Below are 19978 nucleotides of genomic sequence, written 5' to 3' on the forward strand. Positions count from 1 at the left end.
GGGCCGTCGCACGGCGGGCCCGCACGGCGCGTCGGCCGTGCGGGCGGTGCCTCACCGTCAGTCGGTGTTCGCGGCCTTGTCGATGTCACGGGCGCCGAGCACGGTCGGGTAGACCCGCACGTCGTCGATGTCGCCCTTGAAGGGGTCGGCGAAGGCGCTGTTCCAGCGCGCGCGGCCGACCTGGAAGCCGCCGTCCGCGTGCCAGACCTTCGTCGGGTCGTAGCTGGTGCCGTCCTCGTTGGAGGGGATCACCTGGTCGCTGCCCTGCTCGACGCCGTTGACGTAGAGCGTGATCTGGTTCCGGGACGGGTCGAAGACGCCGGCGAGGTGGACCCACTTGCCCACCGGGCTCGCCCCCGGCTCGGAGGCCCTGGCGCGGGCCGCCTCGGTGCCGGTGGCGGCGTCGCGGTGCCGGCCGAACACCCAGCCGTACGTGGTGGACCAGTACAGGGCGAAGCCGTTGCCGTGGTCGCCGACCTGGCTGATGACCGCCCGGTTGGCCGAGATGTCGGAGACCTTGGCGCGGGCCATGACCGTGAAGCCCTGGCGGGTGTCGACCAGGTTCGCCGCGGTGGCGAAGTCCGTGGCCACGCCGTCGAAGCGGATCGCGCGGTCGGTGGCGACGGAGGCGTTGCTGCCCGCGACCCAGGTGCCGCCGGAGATGGTCAGCGCGTCCTTGTCGGTGCCGGAGGAGGAGGCCGAGTCGTTGCCCGTGGTGCCGCTGTTCTCGTCCAGCCGGTAGGAGGCCACCGCGCAGCTCTCGGCGGGCGGGTCGTCGCAGGCGCGGCCGGACTGGAAGACGTACTCCTGGACCGGTCCGACGTTGCCGGCGTCGTCCACGCTGGCGACGGAGAGCACGTTGAGGCCGAACTTCGGTACGGGGACGGAGACGCCGGTGGCGGAGGCGCCACGGGTGGCCGGGTCGACCGAGGCCGCCAGGGTGTCGGTGTTCAGGCCGTAGACGTAGCGGTCCACGTCGTTGCCGTAGGCGGTGTCCATCGAGCCGTTGGGCGCGAAGGTGAACTTGGCCGTCGTGCCCGAGACGATGTCACCGGTGGACTCCAGGGTCACCTTGGGCTTGGTGCTGGGCCGCTGGCTGTCGTAGGAGAACTCGCACCAGTCCGACCACGGGCCCTCGTCGATGCCGTCGCTGGCCTGCGCGTGCCAGTGGTAGGTGTGCCCGTGCCTGAGCTTGTTGTCCGGGATGCCCTTCTCGAAGGTGCCGTCCGCCTTGTACGCGGTCCACAGGTCGCCGCCGACCTGGACGTCGTCGGCGCCGGGCAGCATGTCCCAGACCCGGTAGAGGGTGCGGATGTTGTGCGGGTCGGGGTCGGTGACGTTGACGGTCAGGACGGGCGTGTCGTCGCGGATGAAGGGCCGGCCGGAGCCCGTGACACAGCTGGTGGTGGGGCTGGTGGTGCGCTCGTTGCCGGGCTTGCTGGGCAGGGTGTTGTAGAAGATCTGCAGCGTGCCGGTGCTGCCCTTGAAGCGCTTCCAGCCGCCGGCCGCGTCCTCGTCGGCGGCGCGCAGCGAGAAGGCGACGGCCGAGCCCGAGCCGGCCTTGGCGCGGACGGTCTTGGTCAGGTTCTCGTTGTTCTCGTCCGGGTTGTCGTTGAAGGCGACGTCGCCGTTCTCGCAGCCGTACTCCTCGTTGCCGTAGGCGACGTGGCGGTCGCCCATCAGGTCGCCGTCGGAGGGCTTGTTGTTCCAGGTGGTGTCCTTGGAGAGCTTCGACGCGTCGACCAGGTGCAGGTTCACCCAGCTCGGGGTGCAGTTGTAGGAGAAGGTCTCGTAGACGTGGAAGGTGGCGTCGTAGATCTTGCGGTTCTCCCAGCCGTCCAGGTTGTACTCGAAGTACATCCGGCCGACGTAGTTGGTGCCGCAGCCGCCGCTGGTGCAGCGGCCGATGCCCTTGTCGTCGTCGAAGTTGTCGTACGTCGTCGACGGCGAACCGCTGTTGGCCCAGGTGTAGAAGGAGCGGGACGCGGACTTGTCGGGCTTGTCGACGCTGAGCGGCGGGTCGATGTAGAGCGGGAGGTTGGCGGCGGTCACGGAGTCCAGGAGCGCCGGGTCCGGGGTGAGGGTGACGGTGTCGTCGTCGACCTTCAGGTCCACCTGGGCGTGGCTGTCGCCCGGCATGGGGGCGGCGGCCGGGTCCTCCTGGAGGGCGTCCTTGACGGGATCGGCCGAGGAGTTGGCGTTGGCCTCGCTGCCGGAGTCCCACATCAGCGGGGTGTTGCCGGAGAAGACGGAGGCGCCCGTCGTGGCGTCCACGACCGCCATCCCGCCGTCGGTGTTCTCCTTGACGCGCAGTCCGTCGACGGACTGCTTCAGCTCGATCTGCGTGAGGGCCGGGTCCTGGGCCGCGGACTTGGTCCGTACGACCAGCACCTGCCGGAATCCCTGCGCGCTTGCTGTCATGTGCAGGTCAATGCCAGGCAAAACGGAACGGTACTCCGCGGTGTCGCCGACCAGCACCGGCTCGGGCAGCCGCCCGGGCCAGCTGAGCGCCGCGGAACGCCCGGAGTCCTTCACGGCGACCAGCGGATCGGCGCCGCCGCCGGAGAACTCGACGTCGATCAGCGCGGTCTTCGGCCCGACCGAGCCGTCGGGCTTGAACTCCAGCGAGGTGTCGATGTCCTTCCAGGAACCGTCCGGTTGCGGCGCCCACCTGGGCGCGGCCGACAGCTCACTGCGGAAACCCCCGTCGGGCAGCGCGAACACCCGCTCCGCGACGCCGCGCTCCTCGGCCACCTCGACGACCTTCCCGGTCTCCCGGGCCTGCTCCGAGGCGTTCGCCGCGGCGTCCGGCACCGCGCCGGACGGCTGCCCCTCCTCCGCGACAGCACCGCTCGACATCGCGCCGAGCATCAGCGCCGGCCCGAGCACCAGCGCGACGGCGCGCGCTCTCGATCGTCTCCAGGCATGACGGATCGTCATCTACCACTCCCCCGTCCCCGGTTGGTCAGACCGGGAAATGTGAACAAGTCGTGTGGTTCGAGTGAGGGCGAGCGTAGAGCGCAATCAGCCGATTCGCCGGGCGGATTTAGGGGGGTGAAAACATCCGGATGCCGCAGGACGGGACAAACGGGTTCTGTGACATAGCTCACAGCAACAGCGCCGCCGACCTCCGGCGCCTCCCTCGCCGCCGGCAGTGGACCAGCCACGGAACAAACATGATCATCTACAGGAAATACCATGTCAGCGTCATGATCAAGCCGACCCCTTGAGTGTGGAACACAAGGAGACGGCCGGGGCGGGCCGACGGTCACATCATCGAGCGCCGGGTCGCGAGCGACAGGAAGAGGGGGCTTTCCCATGGGTGGCTCGGTCACCGCCGTCAGCAGTAACGGCACCTACAGCTTCACCAAGCCCAACCGCGACAGCATCACCCTGATCGCCGGGCTCGGCGTGGAGGGGGACGTGCACGCCGGGGCGACGGTGAAGCACCGGTTCCGGATGGAGAAGGATCCCTCACAGCCGAATCTTCGGCAGGTGCACCTCATCCACGAGGAGTTGTTCGACGAGGTGCGGGAGGCCGGGTTCGAGGTGCGGGCCGGGGAGCTCGGGGAGAACGTGACGACCCGGGGAGTCGATCTGCTGGGGCTGCCGGTGGGCGCCCGGCTCAGGCTGGGGGACCGGGCCGTGGTCGAGGTGACCGGGCTGCGCAATCCCTGTGCGCAGATCGACCGTTTCCAGAAGGGGCTGATGAAGGAGGTCGTCGGGCGTGACGCGGCCGGCCGGCCGGCGTTCAGGTCCGGGATCATGAGCGTCGTACTGACCGGGGGCGTGGTGCGGCCCGGTGACCCGATCACCGTCGAACTGCCGACCGGGGCGCACCAGCCTCTGCGGATCGTCTAGGGCCGGTTGCGAAAGTGGCGTCGTCGCCCGAAGGGCGGCCGCGCGCCCGCCGCGGAGCGGCTGATGTCGCCGTGGGTGCGTGCTCTCGGCGTGCCGCCCGGAAGCCCTCGTACTGGGCGTACTCGGGCTTTCGGGCGGTGCGGCGAGTGGGGGCACCGCCCACGCCCTTCAGGCAGTGGGGGAGCGTGCCGGGCGTCGCGCGGCAGGCGCCACTTTCGCGACAGGCCCTAGCCGCGGAAGTCCGCCGTGCGCTCCGGGCTTGCCTCCGCGAGGGCCTTGGTGACTTCGGCGGCGCCGGCGCGCAGGCCGTAGACGGGGGTGTCGGGCTGCTGGCGCCAGGAGTCGTCGATGCCGCCCGCGTCGACGGTGTCGAAGCCGAGCTCGTCGATGAGGGCGCGGACCTTCGCCTTCGCGGCCTCGTCGTCGCCGGCCACGGGCAGGGCGATGCGGTCGGGGGCGTCGGCCGGGCGGGGGCGGTCCAGGATGTCCTGGGCGTAGGTGCCGTTGAAGGCCTTGACCACCGGGTGACCGATGTGGCGTTCCGTCCAGCGGCTCTCGGTGAGGCCCTCGTCCTCGATCGCGGCGATCCTGCCGTCGCGCTGACGGGGGTAGTAGTTGCCCGTGTCGATGACGGCCACATCCTCGGCCGCGCCGTCCAGGAGGCCCGAAGGCAGGTCCGGGACCGCCTTCAGGGGGACCGTGACGACGACGATCTCCGCCCCGCGTGCCGCCTCCTCCACCCTGACCGGGGTCGCGCCCGTCTCCTCGGCCAGGGCCGTGAGGGTGTGCGGGCCGCGGGAGTTGGCGACGGAGACCTCGTGGCCGAGGGCGGTGAGCCGTCGGGTGAGGTTGCCGCCGATGTTGCCCGCGCCGATGATGCCGATCTTCATGACAGGCCCCTGTCCTTCCGGTTCAGATCCATGCACACGCATGCTTTCGTCACCTTCAACCCGGCGCCCCCGCGGGTTGTTCCTGACCGGTTCCCCTCATAGGTGGGCTTCAGACCCGTCGGATCCGTACGACGATCCCGCCCGTGCGTGAGCCGGAAGGGGCGCCCGGCGGCACACGCCGGGCGCCCCTTCCGCGTGCGTCACTTGTTCAGGTACGACCAGAACTCGTCGAACGACAGGACCTTGTCCCCGTTCAGGTCGCGGGTCTTGATGACGGCCTCGGCGACCGACTCGGTGACGTTCCAGTCGCCCTCCTGGGCGAGGGCGGTCTTGAACTCGGCGGCGGTGATGAAGCCGTCACCGTCCGTGTCGATCCGCTGGAACTGCTTGCGTGCTTCTTCGATGTCCGCCACCGATCCGCCCCTCATCTCGTGCTTTTCCTGCTTTGGCGCCTAACTGACGGGGGTCAGATTAGCTGCCCGCTCGAGCCCTCAGTGCGGTGACCACCCAGGCGAAGTCCTCGGCGTGCGGGGGCGCGGCCTGCCGGTTCACGACGGCGAGCAGTTCGCGGTAGCGGGCGACGCGGTCGTTGAACCCCGCCGTCATGCGCTCCAGCACGGCGGCCCGGTCGGCGTCCCCGAACAGTTCCCGCAGCACCTCCTCCGCCTCGGGCGCCTCCGGGGCGATGCCCCGCTCGCGCGCCGGGCCCACCAGGTCCACCAGGCGCCTGGCGAACCACTGTGCCTGCCCGCGCGAAGCCTCGGGCGTCCGGTCGGCGGCGTTGAACTCGGCCGCCCTGCGCATCTGCGCCCGGAACTCCGGATCCTGGAGCATCTCGGCCAGCTCCAGCCAGGCGTCGGCCTGCTCCGGCGTCGGGTCGTCCGAGAGGTCGATCGCGGTACGCCGCATCCGCTCCCGGATCTCCGGGTCAACGGTGTCGAGCCCGTGCAGCGTCTCCTCCACGAACTCCTCCATGATCCGCTGCCGTTCGGCGGCGGACAGTCGCGCCAGTCTGTTCATGAGCGTCGTCTCCTCTGCGCCGGAACCACGTTTCGCCACGGTCGACAGCACCGCCCTCGTCACCTTCAGCGATCGGATCCGCGCGTCCAGGGCCGCCACGTGCGTGGCCGCGACCTCGGCCACCGTCCGCTCCCCCGCCAGCACCTTGCGTACGTCCTCCAGACCGAGGCCCAGCTCGCGCAGCGTGCGGATCAGCTCCAGGCGGGCGACGGACTCGGCGTCGTAGAGCCGGTAGCCGCCGGCCGAGCGGGTCACCGGGTGCAGGACACCCTCGTCGGACCAGTAGCGGATGGTGCGCACGGTCAGTCCGGTGGCCCGCGCCAGCTCGCCGATGGTGAAAAGTCCGGTGCCGTGATCGATCATGTGTGTGAGTCTGGGCCTTCCAGTGGGTGGAGACTCAAGGAGCGGGGGGAGCCCGTCGTGGCGGAGACCTTGCGGGACATTCTCGACGCGGCGGCGCGGGGCGTCTTCCCGCCGGCGGACGGCGGTACGACGGTGGTGCCCCAGGCGTCCTTCCGTGACGCGGGCGTGCTCTCGTTCACCGCGCACTCCGTCGTCTTCACCGACGAGGACCCGCGGTGGGTGCACGAGACGCTGGCGTCGATGCGGTGCGACGCGCTGGCCGCGACCATGAACCCGCTGTTCCTGGCGGCCTTCCTGGAGCGCACGGGGCGCACCTGCGAGACCGTCGACGCCGTCCTGGTCGGCTCCCCGCTGCCGGGTGAGCCGCCGCTCGCGCTGGAGGAGATCGAGGACGCCGGGCATCCCCGCGTGGTCTACGCCCGCCGGCGACGCGACGACGTGCGGGTCTGGAAGGCGGAGGGCGGGGTGCTGACGCTGGGGCGCGGCATCGCCGGCCGGCTGGAGGTGTCGGTCGAGGTGGACGAGAGCGTACGGCACCGGGGGCTGGGGCGGTCGCTGGTGACCGCGGCCCGGCATCTCGTCGCCGAGCCGCTGTGGGCGCAGGTCACACCGGGGAACGCCCGCAGCATGCGGGCGTTCCAGGCGGCGGGGTACGTCCCGGTGGGGGCGGAGGCGCTGCTGACCGCCCGCCCGTGAGCCGGATCGGCGCCTGTGCGCCGGGGGATCAGCGGAAGATGCCCGTGTGGCCGAGCGAGTAGCGGCCCGGCTGCGGGTAGACGGCGAGGCCGTGCGGTCCGCTGCCGACCGGGATGCGGGCGATCTGCTCGCCGGTGCGGGTGTCGATGGCGTACACCTCGGCGTCGTAGCGCCCCGACAGCCACAGGACCTTGCCGTCGGCCGAGACGCCGCCCATGTCGGGGCTGCCGCCGTCGGGGAGGTGCCACTTCTTGGTGAGCTTGTTCTGGGTGAAGTCGAAGACGGACACGGAGCCCTCGCCGCGGTTGGAGACGTACATCTCGCGGGAGTCGCGGCTGACGTAGAGGCCGTGGCAGCCCTTGCCGGTGGGCAGGAAGGCGGGCTCGGTGAACTTGTCGCCGTCCAGGACCCACATGCCGTCGGCCATCATGTCCGCGATGTAGAACCGCTTCCCGTCCGGCGAGATCTTCACGTCCTGCGGCATGGCGCCCTCGAAGGGGAGCTTCTGCTGGCCGACGACCTTCATCTTCTCGGTGTCGACCTTGAGCAGTTCGCCGCTGAACTCGCAGGAGACGATGAAGTACCGGCCGTCCGGGGAGAAGTCGGCGTGGTTGACGCCGTAGCAGGTGACCGGTTCGGTCCTGAGCCGCTTCATGGTGTGCGGATCGCGGAAGACGAGTTCGCGGTCGAGGGAGGCCATGACGACGGCGTACTTGCCGTTGGGCGTGAAGTAGAGGTTGTACGGGTCGTGCACCTCCACCTCCTCGCCCGCCCTGCCGGTCCTGGGGTCGATCGGGGTGAGGGTGTGGCCGCGGTTGTTGTTGACCCAGAGGGTCTTCAGGTCCCAGGACGGGACGACGTGCTGGGGCTGGCGGCCGACCTGGAGGGTCTCGATCACCTTGTACGTCTTCGGGTCGATGACGGTGACCGTGTCGGACTCGGTGTTGGGGACGTAGACCCGCGACGGGAAGTCCTTGACCACCGGGGAGAGCCGGCCCGGTCGGTCGGCGGCGTAGACGTCCTTGGGGTCGAGGACGGGGGGCATGCCGGGCAGGCCCGGGACGGTCGGCTTCTTCGCCGGGGCCGGGGCCGCGCCCTTGGTGGCCGCGGTGGCCCCCGTGGCCTCGGTGTCCTTGGCCGTGCCGCCCCTGGGCCCGGTGCCGCAGGCGGCGAGGACGGCGAGGGCGGCACCGGCGAGCAGGGTGCCTGTCACGAGGTTGCGGTGCGGGTAGCGGTGCATCAGCTGAGCAGCTCCGTGGTGGTGACCGCGCGCAGTCCGCGGCGGTGGAGTTCGGCCAGGACGGCGGGGAGCGCGGCGACCGTGTCCGCGTACCCGAAGTGCAGGCTCACGACGGACCCGTTGCGGATCCCGCCGAGGACCGTGCGGGCGACGGCGGGGCCGCCGGGCGACGTGAAGTCGAGCGAGTCGACGTCGTACGAGAGGACGTGCGGGTAGCCGGTACGGCGGGCCAGGGCCGCGACGGCCGGCGAGGCCCGGACCGCTCGGGAGGGACGGAACCAGGTGCCGATGGAGCCGGTGAGCCCGCGCAGCCGCTGTGCGCAGGCGACGATCTCCCGCTCCGCCTCCGCCTCGGGCAGGGCGTTGATGTCGACGTGGCGGTGGGTGTGGTTGCCGAGGTCGTGGCCGCCGTCGAGGATGCGGCGGGCCATGCCCGGGTGCGCCTCGAGCCAGGTGCCGACGGCCAGCACGGTGACGCGGGCGCCGTGCCGCTCGGCCTCGTCGAGGAGGGCGCGGGCGAGGGCGGGGTCACCCTGGCCGTGGAAGGTGAGGGCGACGCGGGGGTGGTCGCGGGGGCCGTGGGTGATGTGGGTGGGCTGGTGGGGGTAGGCGCGGGGGGTGGCGGCGGGCCGGGGGACGGCGGCGGGCGGGGTTCGGGAAGCGGAGGTGGGGGCGTGGGAGGTGGGCTCGTGGGCGGTGGGCTCCTCGGAAGCGGGGACGGGGCGGGCGGGGGTGTCGGGAGCGGGACCGGCCGGGGTGCACGCGGCCGTGAACGCGCTCCCCGCGACGATCCCGGCTGCCGCCCGTAGCGCGGCACGGCGGTCGGTTGAGGTCACCCGCACCATTTAAGGGGCAATAGGTGGAAAAACAGGCCATTCACTCGGTTGACGCCGACAGGGGCGTCGAGAACAGAGGGGTTTTCGCCCCCGCCGCCCCTACCCCGCCACCCGAAGCAGCACCACCGCCCGAGCCGGCACCGTCACCGCCGCCCCCGCCCGATGCGTCACCCCCGGCGCCTCCCCCTGCTCCTCCCTCGACGTGTCGACGACCACCTCGTACCGCTCCGCCCACGGCGGCCCCGGCAGCACGAAGCTCACCGGACGGTCCCCCGCGTGCAGGACGGCCAGGAAGCTGTCGTCCGTGATCGGCGCCCCCCGCTCGTCCCGCCCCGGGATGTCCCGCCCGGACAGGTACATCCCCAGCGTCGCGGCGGGCGCGTACCAGTCCCCTTCCGTCATCTCGGTGCCCCGCGCCGTGAACCAGGCCAGGTCCCGCAGCCCGTCCGCCGAGTGCGCCCGCCCGGAGAAGAACGCCCGGCGGCGGAGCACGGGGTGGCGGTGACGCAGGGCTATGAGACGGGACGTCAGATCGAACAGGGCCTTCCAGCCCGGTTCCTCCAGCAGCCCCCAGTCCACCCACCCGATCTCGTTGTCCTGGCAGTACGCGTTGTTGTTCCCCCGCTGGGTCCGCCCCATCTCGTCCCCCGCGACCAGCATCGGCACCCCCGTCGACAGCAACAACGTCGTCATGAGGTTGCGCAGCTGGCGTCGGCGCAGCGCCCCGACCCGCTCGTCGTCCGTCTCCCCCTCCGCGCCGCAGTTCCAGGACCGGTTGTCGTCCGTGCCGTCCCGGTTGCCCTCGCCGTTGGCCTCGTTGTGCTTGCGCTCGTAGGACACCAGGTCGCGCAGGGTGAAACCGTCGTGCGCCGTGACGAAATTGACCGACGCGTACGGCCGCCGCCCGCCCCACGCGTACAGGTCGCTCGAACCCGACAGCCGGTACCCCATCTCCCGGACGTCGGGCAGCGCGTGGCGCCAGAAGTCCCGTACGGCGTTGCGGTAGCGGTCGTTCCACTCCGTCCACAGGGGTGGGAAGGCGCCCACCTGGTAACCGCCGGAGCCCACGTCCCACGGCTCGGCGATCAGCTTCACCCGTCGCAGGACCGGGTCCTGCGCGATGACCGCGAGGAACGGGGACAGCATGTCCACGTCGTGCATCGAGCGCGCCAGCGCCGCCGCCAGGTCGAAGCGGAAGCCGTCCACCCCCATCTCCGTCACCCAGTACCGCAGTGAGTCGGTGATCAGGCGCAGGACGTGCGGCTGGACCACGTGCAGGGTGTTGCCGCAGCCCGTGTAGTCGGCGTACCTGCGGGCGTCCGGCTGCAGCCGGTAGTACCCCCGGTTGTCGATGCCCTTCAGCGACAGCATGGGCCCGAGCTCGCCGGCCTCCGCCGTGTGGTTGTAGACCACGTCGAGGATGACCTCGATCCCGGCGGCGTGCAGCGCGCGCACCATCCGTTTGAACTCGCCGACCTGCTGGCCGGTCGTCCCGGAGGAGGCGTAGGCGGCGTGCGGGGCGAAGTAGCCGATGGAGTTGTAGCCCCAGTAGTTGCGCAGCCCCTTGCGCAGCAGGTGGTCCTCGTGGGCGAACTGGTGCACCGGCAGCAGCTCCACCGCCGTGACGCCCAGCTTCACCAGGTGCTCGATCGCCGCCGGGTGCGCCAGACCGGCGTAGGTGCCCCGCAGTTCCTCCGGGATCCCCGGGTGGAGCCGGGTGAAGCCGCGCACGTGCAGCTCGTAGATGACCGAGTCCGCCCACGGCGTCTTGGGGCGGCGGTCGTCCGCCCAGTCGTCGTCGTCGTGGACGACGACGCCCTTCGGGACGTACGGCGCCGAGTCCCGTTCGTCGCGCACGGTGTCCGCGACCTGCTGCTGGGGCCAGTCACGGACGTGCCCGTACACCTCGGGCGGCAGGGTGCTGTAGTCATTCCCTTTGGCGCCGTCGACGGCACGGGCGTACGGGTCGAGGAGCAGCTTCGCCGGGTTCCAGCGGCTGCCGGTCCAGGGGTCCCAGCGGCCGTGCACCCGGTAGCCGTAGCGCTGGCCGGGCATCACGCCGGGGATGAAGCCGTGCCAGATCTCGTGGGTGAGCTCGGTGAGCCGGGCGCGGGTCTCCCGGCCGTGCTCGTCGAAGAGGCACAGCTCGACCGCCTCCGCGCCGCCCGCCCACAGCGCGAAGTTGGTGCCCGCGACGCCGTCCGGGCCGACCCGGAAGCGGGCGCCGAGCGGTGTGGGCGCGCCCGGCCACACGGGCACGCCCGGCGTCCTGCGCTGTGCCCCGTTCACGACGGCGGAGGCAGCCGTGCGCTCCTTGGCCACCGTCTCCTGCTCGGCTGCGCTGGACACCGTTCCGCCTCCCGCGGCTCATGGCACGACGCCGGCCAAGGGCAAACGGCGTCCCGGCCGCGGCTCCCCGTAGCGTCGTCCTCCCCCCTGTTCTGCCCAGAGCGTGCCTCGCACTCACGTTTCCCCGGAGCGGGGCCGTCGTTGGGCACCGTGTGAGGCACGTACAACGGCGCGCACGGCGCGCGGGGGCCGTGTTGGCCGCCGTACTGACATGGGCAGGGCTGCTGGCGGGAGCCGCCGGCTGCACCGGGGACGGACGCGGTGGGCTGGACCGGGTGCTCGGGAAACCGCCGGCGCCCGAGGACGTCATCCGCATCACGCCGGAGGACGGTACGAAGGAGGTGCGGCCGGAGAAGGGGCTCACGGTGCGGGTGCCCGACGGGCGGCTGGAGTCGGTGAAGGTCGTCAAGTCGCAGGACGCGCAGGACAGCGTGGTGCGGGGCCGGATCTCCGCGGACGGGCGGAGCTGGAGTCCGGACGACAAGCGGCTCGCGCTCGCCGCCCGTTACACGATCGACGTGGTGGCCCTCGACGGTGACGGCCGGCGCTCGGCCCGCCACGCCACCTTCACCACGGACGTCCCCGAGCAGCGCTTCATCGGATACGTCTCGCCCGAGAACCGGTCCACCGTCGGCACCGGGATGATCGTTTCCCTGGAGTTCAACCGGGAGATCGAGAACCGCGCGGCCGTGGAGCGCGCGATCCAGGTGACGTCCAGGCCGGCCGTCGAGGTCCGGCCGCACTGGTTCGGCGACGACCGCCTCGACTTCCGCCCCGCGGAGTACTGGCGGCCCGGCACCGTGGTCACCGTCGCCCTGCGGTTGCGGGACGTCGAGGGCGCGCCCGGTGTGTACGGCCTGCAGTACAAGACGTTCTCCTTCACCGTCGGCCGTCACCAGGTCTCCCTCGTCGACGTCGCCCAGCACACGATGAAGGTGTGGCGCGGCAGTGAGCTGATCGCCACCTTGCCCATCACCGCCGGTGCGCCCAAGACGACGACGTACAACGGGAAGATGGTGATGACCGAGATGCACGAGCTGACCCGGATGAACGGCGCCACGGTCGGCTTCACCAAGAAGGACGGCAAGGCCGAGTACGACGTCCCGGACGTGCCGCACGCCATGCGGCTGACCGACTCGGGCACCTTCCTGCACGGCAACTACTGGCTGTCGGCGGACGCCTTCGGGCGGCGCAACCTCACCCACGGTTGCGTGGGCCTCAGGGACGTGAGGGGCGGCAGCTCGGACACGCCCGCCGGCTGGTTCTTCGACCGCAGTCTCATCGGGGACGTCATCGAGGTCGTCAACAGCAAGGACAAGGAAGTGGCTCCCGACAACGGCCTCGGAGGCTGGAACATGGACTGGGAGGAGTGGAAGGCGGGCAGCGCGGTGGACTGAACCTTTCCTCCCAAGGTCGAAGTTGGGACTGAACGGTGACAATCGGGGGCCGCCAGGGCCGTTGACCTTGAGGTTAATATGCGCGCAGTGCAGGGGACGTGCCTGCGCGCGGGCCTGAGCGGCCCGGGGGGAGGGGAGAACTCATTTGAACGTGCGACCGATATCGGGGGCGTCGGTTGGCGGCCGTTCGCGCGGCCGCAACAAGCGGTTGGCACTGATCGCCGGAGGGCTACTGCTGGCGGTCACGGCCTGCGGTGGGGGCGGGGACTCGGACTCGGGTTCCGCGAAGGGCGGGGACAAGGGGGGCTCCGGCGCCGCCGCGGAGAGCAAGCAGTCGGAGGCTGTCGTCAGCATCGCGCCGAAGACCGGCGCCACCGACGTCGACACCAGCGGCGTCCTCAAGGTCACCGCCGCCAAGGGCAAACTGACCGAGGTCGTCGTCAAGGACACCAAGGGCACGGCGGTCCCCGGCACCATCTCCGCGGACGGCGCCGGCTGGACGCCGAGCACGCACCTGGCCGCCGCCACCAAGTACCAGGTGCACGCGGTCGCGAAGGACACCGAGGGCCGTACGGCCGCGGAGGACGCGAGCTTCACCACGCTGACCCCGGAGAACACCTTCGTCGGCAACTTCACGCCGGAGGACGGCTCCACGGTCGGCGTGGGCATGCCGTTCTCGGTCCGCTTCACCCGGGGCATCACCAACCCCGAGGACGTGGAGAAGGCCATCAGCATCAAGACCGAACCGGCCGTGGACGTCCAGGGCCACTGGTTCGGCAACGACCGCCTCGACTTCCGTCCCGAGAAGTACTGGGCGGCCGGCACCAAGGTCACGGTGAAGCTGAACCTCGACGGCGTCGAGGGCCGCAAGGGCGTCTACGGCAAGCAGTCCAAGACGGTCTCCTTCACCATCGGCCGCAACCAGGTGTCCGTCGTGGACGCCAAGAAGCACACGATGAAGGTCATGCAGGAGGGCAAGGTCGTCAAGACCATCCCGGTCACCACCGGCAAGCCCGGCTACGCCACCTGGAACGGCCAGATGGTCATCAGTGAGAAGTTCACGGTGACCCGCATGAACGGCGACACGGTCGGCTACGACGGCGAGTACGACATCAAGGACGTCCCGCACGCCATGCGCCTGACCAACTCCGGCACGTTCGTGCACGGCAACTACTGGGGCGGTGACGCCTTCGGCAACTACAACGCCAGCCACGGCTGCATCGGCCTGCGCGATGTGCGCGGCGGCTACGACAGCGGTGTGCCGGCCGCGTGGTTCTTCAACCACTCGATGATCGGCGACGTGGTGGTCGTGAAGAACTCCACCGACCCGGTCGTCGACCCGGCCAACGGCCTCAACGGCTGGAACATCCCCTGGGCCGAGTGGACGAAGTAGGTCCCGCTCGACGGTGGGCCCGGCGCTGTCCGTGACGGACGGCACCGGGCCCACCGTCGTCGGCCCCCTGCTGCGCCGCCTGGGGGACGCTGCGTCCCCTTGCCGCTTCGCGGCGGGCCGGACCCCCGGCCGACTGTGATGGACCGCACCGAACCGGTCCCCGTTAGTCACCGTGCAGCACCCGCCTGGGGGACAACCCCCAGACCCCCGGCCGACTGTGACGGACCGCACCGAACCGGCCCCCGTTAGTCGCCGTGCAGCACCCGCCTGGGGGACAACCCCCAGACCCCCGGCCGACTGTGACGGACCGCACCGAACCGGTCCCCGTTAGTCGCCGTTAACCTGCTGCCATGACCGTGAATCTCGAAGTCGCCGAGGGCGTCGGCACGCTGCGTCTCGACCGCCCGCCCATGAACGCGCTGGACGTGGCCACCCAGGACCGGCTGAAGGAGCTCGCCGAGGAGGCGGGGCGGCGTGACGACGTCCGCGCCGTGGTGGTGTACGGCGGGGAGAAGGTGTTCGCGGCGGGCGCGGACATCAAGGAGATGCAGGACATGGACCACACGGCGATGGTCCTGCGCGCCCGGGCCCTGCAGGAGTCCTTCACCGCGGTGGCCCGCATCCCCAAGCCGGTGGTCGCGGCCGTGACCGGCTACGCGCTGGGCGGCGGCTGCGAGCTGGCGCTGTGCGCGGACTTCCGGATCGCCGCGGAGAACGCGAAGCTGGGCCAGCCGGAGATCCTGCTCGGCCTGATCCCGGGCGCCGGCGGCACCCAGCGCCTCTCGCGCCTGATCGGCCCCTCCAAGGCGAAGGACCTCGTCTTCACGGGCCGGATGGTGAAGGCGGACGAGGCGCTGACCATGGGCCTGGTGGACCGGGTGGTCCCGGCGGACGAGGTGTACGCGCAGGCGCACGCGTGGGCGGCGAAGCTGGCGCAGGGTCCGGCGATCGCGTTGCGGGCGGCGAAGGAGTCGATCGACACCGGTCTGGAGACGGACATCGAGACGGGTCTCGCCGTCGAACGGAACTGGTTCGCGGGTCTGTTCGCGACCGCCGACCGCGAGATCGGCATGCGGAGCTTCGTGGAGGAGGGGCCGGGGAAGGCGAAGTTCCTCTGAGGCTCGACTCCTCGTCCGTGTGAGTCGGTGTGAGTCGGTGTGAGACTCCTCTCCCACAATCTCCGTGGAACAGGTTGCAATTGACGGGGTGTCTGATTCGCGTCCCTCGATGGGGCGGTTCATGGGAACCTTGGAGCGACCCTGAGCCGGCCTTGTCGAGGGAGCCCGCCGAGTGCCTTCGGACGCATCGTCTCCGCAGGTCAGCGCGGGTTTGACGGGCCCCGAACCGCCTCTGGCACATGCCAACCGAATCGGGTGGAATGAGGCATTCCGGGGGGCCTATTCCCCCGGAACCGCCACGGAGGAGTCCCCGGACGGCCATGATGGGGGCATGGCGGGGCTGGAGGGTTTCGAACAGCCGCGAGGGCACGGGCGTGTGGCCGCGGCACGCTGGTCTCCTGCGGTCGAGGACGAACGGGCGCTCAAGGCGCTGGAGTTGTTCGGCAACCCGACGGAGGCGGAGGTTCCACTGCCGTCCCGCCCCGAGTCCGCCGCCACCGCCCGTCGGCTCACCCAGGTCGTCATCCTCCGTCAGTGGCAGCTCACCCCCAAGATGACCGAGGAAGCCGTCCTGCTCGTCTCCGAACTCGTCGGCAACGCCGTCCGCCACACCGGCGCCCGTGTCTTCGGCCTGCGGATGCGCCGCCGGCGCGGCTGGATCCGCGTCGAGGTCCGCGATCCCTCACGGGGGCTGCCCTGTCTGATGCCGGTCCAGGAGATGGACGTCAGCGGCCGGGGGCTGTTCCTCGTGGACAAGCTGGCCGACCGGTGGGGGGTCGATCTGCTGCCCCGCGGGAAGACGACGTGGTTCGAGATGCGGGTCGCCGACCGCTGAGGGCGTGCCCCGCGCCGAGCAGGCCGGCGGGGGCGTCCCCGCCCAGCGGCCGTCGCGCTCGAAGGGGCATCGGCCGAACGGTGGACGCCGGAGGAGGACATCGCCCGGCTCCCAGGGGTTCAAATGGCCGAATGCGCAGGTCGTAGGACCAACGCCGTAGCCCGGTCCGGGGAAACTCGGTGGGCGATGTCAGTGGCGGTCCGTAGGCTCGCCGGTGATGTCGACGACACATGCAACCACCAAGGACCGCTCCGCGGTGCGGACGTTGCTGCGCCTGTGGCCGTATGTGCGGCCGGTGCGGGTGCGGCTGTTCACCGCCGCCTTCGTCGCGATCGTGGCCTCCTGTACGGGGCTGGTGATCCCCCTCGTCCTGAAGTGGATGGTGGACGGGCCGGTCGCCGACCGGGACCCGGCGGGGGTCTGGCTGGGCGCGCTGTACCTGCTGTTGCTGGGCTTCGCGGAGGCGCTGCTGTTCGGGCTGCGGCGGTGGCTGGTGGCGCGGCCGCTGTCGCATGTCGAGGCGGAGATGCGGGCGGAGCTGTACCGGCATCTGCAGCGGCTGCCGGTCGCCTTCCACGACCGGTGGGCCTCGGGACAGTTGCTCTCCCGGGGCACCACCGATCTGATGCTGCTGCGGATGTTCCTCGCCTTTCCGCTGACGTTCCTGCTGGTCAACGGGGTGACGATCCTCGTCGGCGTGGTCATCATGCTGCTGCAGGACTGGACGCTCGGGCTGGTGATCCTCGGGCCGGCCGTGCCGGTCGTGGTGATGTGCGTGCTCTTCGAGCACCGGTACGCGGTCGTGGCGCGGCGTGCGCAGGACCAGGTGGGGGATCTGACGACGGTCGTCGAGGAGAGCGTGCTCGGAATCCGGATCATCAAGGGGTTCGGACGGCATCGCAGTCAGGCGCGGGCGTTCCGGGAGCTGTCGGGGACGCTGCGGGGGACGGAGCTGCGCAAGGCCCGGCTGCTGGCGACGATCTGGGCGGTCATCGTGACCCTGCCCGAGGTCGCGATCGGGGCGGCGTTGGTGCTGGGGGTGGTGCAGGTCGCGGACGGGGAGTTGTCCGCGGGGACGCTGGTCGCCTTTCTGTCCACGGCGCTCGCGTTGCGGTGGCCGGTGGACTCGATCGGCTTTCTGCTGGCGATGAGCCAGGAGGCGGCCACCGCGACCGAGCGGTACTTCGAGGTGATGGACGCGGAGCCGGAGGAGCCGGGGAGTTCCGGAGCACCGGCGCCGGTGCCGGCCGGCGGGGAGCGCGGCCCGGCGCCCGCCGCCACGCGGGCGGGGCTGCGCTTCGACAACGTAGTCTTCCGGTATCCCGATGCCGATCCCGGGTCCCCGCCGGTCCTCGACCGGATCGACCTCCATGTCCGGCCCGGTGAGTCCATGGCTCTCGTCGGGGCCACCGGCAGTGGGAAGACGACCCTGACGGCGCTCGTTCCCCGGTTGTACGAGGTGACCTCCGGGCGGATCACGCTCGACGGGGAGGACATCGCCGGGATGTCGCGCGAGGAGCTGCGGGCGATGGTGGCCGTCGCGTTCGAGGAGCCGACGCTGTTCTCCGCGAGTGTCGGGGAGAACGTGCTCATGGGGGCCCGTGACGATGCCGGGGACGCCGAGCTGGAGCGGGCGCTGGGCGTGGCGCAGGCCGAGTTCGTGCACGCGTTGCCGCAGGGCGCTCGGACACAGGTCGGCGAGCAGGGGCTCAGTCTGTCCGGTGGCCAGCGGCAGCGGATCGCGCTCGCGCGGGCCGTCGTGGGGCGGCCCCGGTTCCTCGTGCTCGACGATCCGCTGTCCGCGCTGGACGTCCACACGGAAGCCGCCGTGGAGGCCGCGCTGCGGCAGGTCCTCGCCGACACCACCGCCCTGATCGTGGCCCACCGCCCCTCCACGGTGCTGCTCGCCGACCGTGTCGCCCTGCTCTCGGGCGGCCGGATCACCGCCGTCGGCACCCATCACGAACTCCTGCGGAACAACGCCGAGTACGCCCACCTCATGTCCGGAGAACAGTCCGCAGAACAGTCCGCAGAACGGTCCGGAGAACGCTTCGTGGAACAGTCCGGAGAACGCTTCGGGGAACAGGAGGCCGACCGCCGATGACCACCCCCACCACCTCCTCTTCCACCACCTCCTCCCCCACCACCGACGAGGAGGACCTCCCCCACACGAAGGACACCGACGACCCCTTCGACCGGGACGTCCTGCCCACCCCGCCGGGCGCCACGGCCGCGCTGCTGCGCTCCCTGCTCGCCCCGATGAGGGCGCGCGTCGCCCTCACCACGCTCCTGCTGCTGCTCCAGCAGGCGGCCGTGCAGGCGGGCCCGCTGCTCGTGGCGTACGCCATCGACCGCGCCGTACCGGCGTTCCGGGCCGACGACCACGGGCCGCTGGTGGCGGTGGCCGTCGGATACCTGCTGTGCGCGCTGGCCTCCGGCGGGCTGCAGTACGCCTTCCTGATCGCCTCCGCCCGGGTCAACCAGGACGTGCTGCTGGATCTGCGGGGCCGGATCTTCCGGCACGCGCAGGCGCTGAGCATCGACTTCCACGAGCGCTACACCTCGGGCCGGCTCATCTCCCGCTCCACCACGGACGTGGAGTCCCTGCGCGAGCTCCTCAACGAGGGTCTGCAGGAGCTGGTCACCGTCATCCTGTCCTTCCTCTACATCTCGGCGATGCTGCTCTGGCTGGACCTGGGGCTGGGAGCCGTCGCGGTGGCGTCGTTCGTGCCGCTGTATCTCCTCGTACGGCTCTACCGGCAGCGCGCCGGGCGGGTGTACCGGGCTCGGTCCACCGCCATCGCGGCCGTGATCGTGAAGTTCGTCGAGACGATGAACGGCATCCGGCCCGTGCGCGCGTTCCGCCGCGAGGCCGTCAACGAGGCCGAGTTCCGGGTGCTGAACCGGCGGCACGAGCGGACCAACGGGGACGCGTTGCTGGAGATGGCGCGGTACGTCACCGGTTCGCGGCTGGTCGCCAACACGGCCGTCGCGGGGATCGTGCTGTGGGGCGCCTACCGGGTGGCGGGCGACTCGCTGGAGCTGGGGGTGCTGGCGGCGGCGGTGCTGTACCTGCGGCGGCTGTACGACCCGATCGACCGGCTCGGCATGTTCCTCAACTCCTACCAGTCGGCGGCGGCCTCGCTGGAGAAGATCGCGGGCCTGCTCGCGCAGACGCCGTCGGTGCCCGAGCCGTCGGCGCCGCGCGAGCTTCCGGCCCGCCGGAGCGAACTCCCGGGCCGTGAGGTCGTGTTCGACGGGGTCGGCTTCGGCTACCGCACCGGCGGCGAGGTGCTGCCCCGCTTCGACCTCACCCTGCCGGCCGGGCAGACGGTCGCGGTGGTCGGCTCCACCGGCGCCGGCAAGTCCACGCTGGCCAAGCTCCTCGCCCGCTTCTACGACCCCACCGCCGGCCGGGTCCTCCTCGACGGCGTCGACCTGCGCGACCTCGCGATGCCCGAGCTGCGGCGCGGGGTGGTCATGGTGACGCAGGAGGCGTTCCTCTTCTCCGGCACGGTCGCCGAGAACATCGCCATCGGGCGTCCCGACGCGAGCCGGGAGGAGATCGAGCGGGCGGCGAAGGCGATCGGCGCGCACGAGTTCATCAGCGCCCTGCCCGACGGCTACGACACCGACGTACGCAAGCGGGGTGGCCGTATCTCCGCCGGGCAGCGCCAACTGGTCGCGTTCGCGAGGGCGTTGCTCGCCGACCCGGCGGTGCTGATCCTCGACGAGGCGACCAGCTCGCTCGACATCCCGGGCGAGCGGGCCGTGCAGGCGGCGATGGCCACGGTCCTCAAGGGCCGTACGGCGGTGGTGATCGCGCATCGGCTGTCGACCGTGGAGATCGCCGACCGGGTGCTCGTCATGGAGCACGGCCGGATCGTCGAGGACGGCAGCCCGGCCGGGCTCATCGCGGGCACGGGCCGGTTCGCGGATCTGCACCGGGCGTGGCGGGACAGTCTGGCGTGATCTTCCAC

General features: G+C 71.1%; 15 protein-coding genes. 8 read left to right on the forward strand and 7 right to left on the reverse strand.

Translation table 11 applies throughout. The features are described 5' to 3' along the window. Positions 1–57 precede the first annotated feature (57 nt). A complete protein-coding gene (locus ACPT94_RS09245) occupies positions 58–2940 on the reverse strand; it encodes a LamG-like jellyroll fold domain-containing protein (RefSeq protein ID WP_425245616.1) in 2883 nt (960 codons plus the stop codon). A gap of 378 nt (positions 2941–3318) precedes the next feature. Here ACPT94_RS09245 and ACPT94_RS09250 point away from each other — a divergent pair, with 378 nt between their 5' ends. After that, positions 3319–3861 carry an MOSC domain-containing protein gene (locus ACPT94_RS09250; protein WP_360349714.1) on the forward strand — a complete coding sequence of 181 codons (543 nt, stop codon included), beginning with the start codon at positions 3319–3321 and terminating at the stop codon, positions 3859–3861. A 227-nt stretch (positions 3862–4088) separates the two neighbouring features. Here ACPT94_RS09250 and ACPT94_RS09255 read toward each other — a convergent pair whose 3' ends face one another. From ACPT94_RS09255 to ACPT94_RS09265, 3 genes are all read right to left on the reverse strand, one after another. Next, positions 4089–4751, reverse strand: a complete 663-nt coding sequence (locus tag ACPT94_RS09255) for an NADPH-dependent F420 reductase (RefSeq protein ID WP_425245617.1) — start codon at positions 4749–4751, stop codon at positions 4089–4091. Between the two features lie 200 nt (positions 4752–4951). Continuing rightward, on the reverse strand, positions 4952–5164 hold the full coding sequence (locus tag ACPT94_RS09260) for an EF-hand domain-containing protein (RefSeq protein WP_360349708.1): 213 nt from the start codon (positions 5162–5164) through the stop codon (positions 4952–4954). A gap of 58 nt (positions 5165–5222) precedes the next feature. Continuing rightward, positions 5223–6134 carry a helix-turn-helix domain-containing protein gene (locus ACPT94_RS09265; protein WP_425245618.1) on the reverse strand — a complete coding sequence of 304 codons (912 nt, stop codon included), beginning with the start codon at positions 6132–6134 and terminating at the stop codon, positions 5223–5225. A gap of 57 nt (positions 6135–6191) precedes the next feature. Between ACPT94_RS09265 and ACPT94_RS09270 the strand changes: the two genes are divergently transcribed. Next, a complete protein-coding gene (locus ACPT94_RS09270; protein WP_360349703.1) occupies positions 6192–6830 on the forward strand; it encodes a GNAT family N-acetyltransferase in 639 nt (212 codons plus the stop codon). 28 nt (positions 6831–6858) lie between these two features. On the opposite strand, the gene ACPT94_RS09275 is transcribed toward ACPT94_RS09270, so the two are convergent. The 3 genes from ACPT94_RS09275 to glgX all read right to left on the reverse strand — a co-directional run bounded on the left by ACPT94_RS09275 (position 6859) and on the right by glgX (position 11255). After that, positions 6859–8070: a YVTN family beta-propeller repeat protein gene (locus ACPT94_RS09275; RefSeq protein ID WP_425245619.1), complete on the reverse strand. Its 1212-nt coding sequence runs from the start codon at positions 8068–8070 to the stop codon at positions 6859–6861. Next, entirely contained in the window at positions 8070–8906 is an 837-nt protein-coding gene (locus ACPT94_RS09280; RefSeq protein ID WP_425245620.1) for a polysaccharide deacetylase family protein, read from the reverse strand. Before ACPT94_RS09280 ends, ACPT94_RS09275 begins: the two co-directional genes overlap by 1 nt. 99 nt (positions 8907–9005) lie before the next feature. Continuing rightward, positions 9006–11255 (reverse strand): glycogen debranching protein GlgX, encoded by a 2250-nt coding sequence (gene glgX, locus ACPT94_RS09285; RefSeq protein WP_360349694.1) that lies wholly within the window; start codon positions 11253–11255, stop codon positions 9006–9008. A 152-nt stretch (positions 11256–11407) separates the two neighbouring features. Here glgX and ACPT94_RS09290 point away from each other — a divergent pair, with 152 nt between their 5' ends. From ACPT94_RS09290 to ACPT94_RS09315, 6 genes are all read left to right on the forward strand, one after another. After that, on the forward strand, positions 11408–12652 hold the full coding sequence (locus ACPT94_RS09290; RefSeq protein WP_425245621.1) for a L,D-transpeptidase: 1245 nt from the start codon (positions 11408–11410) through the stop codon (positions 12650–12652). A 145-nt stretch (positions 12653–12797) separates the two neighbouring features. Then, complete coding sequence (locus ACPT94_RS09295) at positions 12798–14045, forward strand: L,D-transpeptidase (RefSeq protein ID WP_360349689.1); 1248 nt, start codon at positions 12798–12800, stop codon at positions 14043–14045. A gap of 350 nt (positions 14046–14395) precedes the next feature. After that, entirely contained in the window at positions 14396–15163 is a 768-nt protein-coding gene (locus ACPT94_RS09300) for an enoyl-CoA hydratase/isomerase family protein (protein ID WP_360351402.1), read from the forward strand. Between the two features lie 331 nt (positions 15164–15494). After that, positions 15495–15998: an ATP-binding protein gene (locus ACPT94_RS09305; protein WP_360351399.1), complete on the forward strand. Its 504-nt coding sequence runs from the start codon at positions 15495–15497 to the stop codon at positions 15996–15998. Between the two features lie 217 nt (positions 15999–16215). Next, on the forward strand, positions 16216–18102 hold the full coding sequence (locus tag ACPT94_RS09310; protein ID WP_360351396.1) for an ABC transporter ATP-binding protein: 1887 nt from the start codon (positions 16216–16218) through the stop codon (positions 18100–18102). After that, the gene (locus ACPT94_RS09315; RefSeq protein WP_425245622.1) at positions 18099–19970 is read left to right on the forward strand and encodes an ABC transporter ATP-binding protein; all 1872 of its coding nucleotides are present in this window, start codon (positions 18099–18101) and stop codon (positions 19968–19970) included. The genes ACPT94_RS09310 and ACPT94_RS09315 overlap by 4 nt, the downstream gene beginning before the upstream one ends. Positions 19971–19978 lie beyond the last annotated feature (8 nt).

This window comes from Streptomyces aurantiaciflavus, assembly GCF_049808595.1.
Taxonomy (GTDB): Bacteria; Actinomycetota; Actinomycetes; order Streptomycetales; family Streptomycetaceae; genus Streptomyces.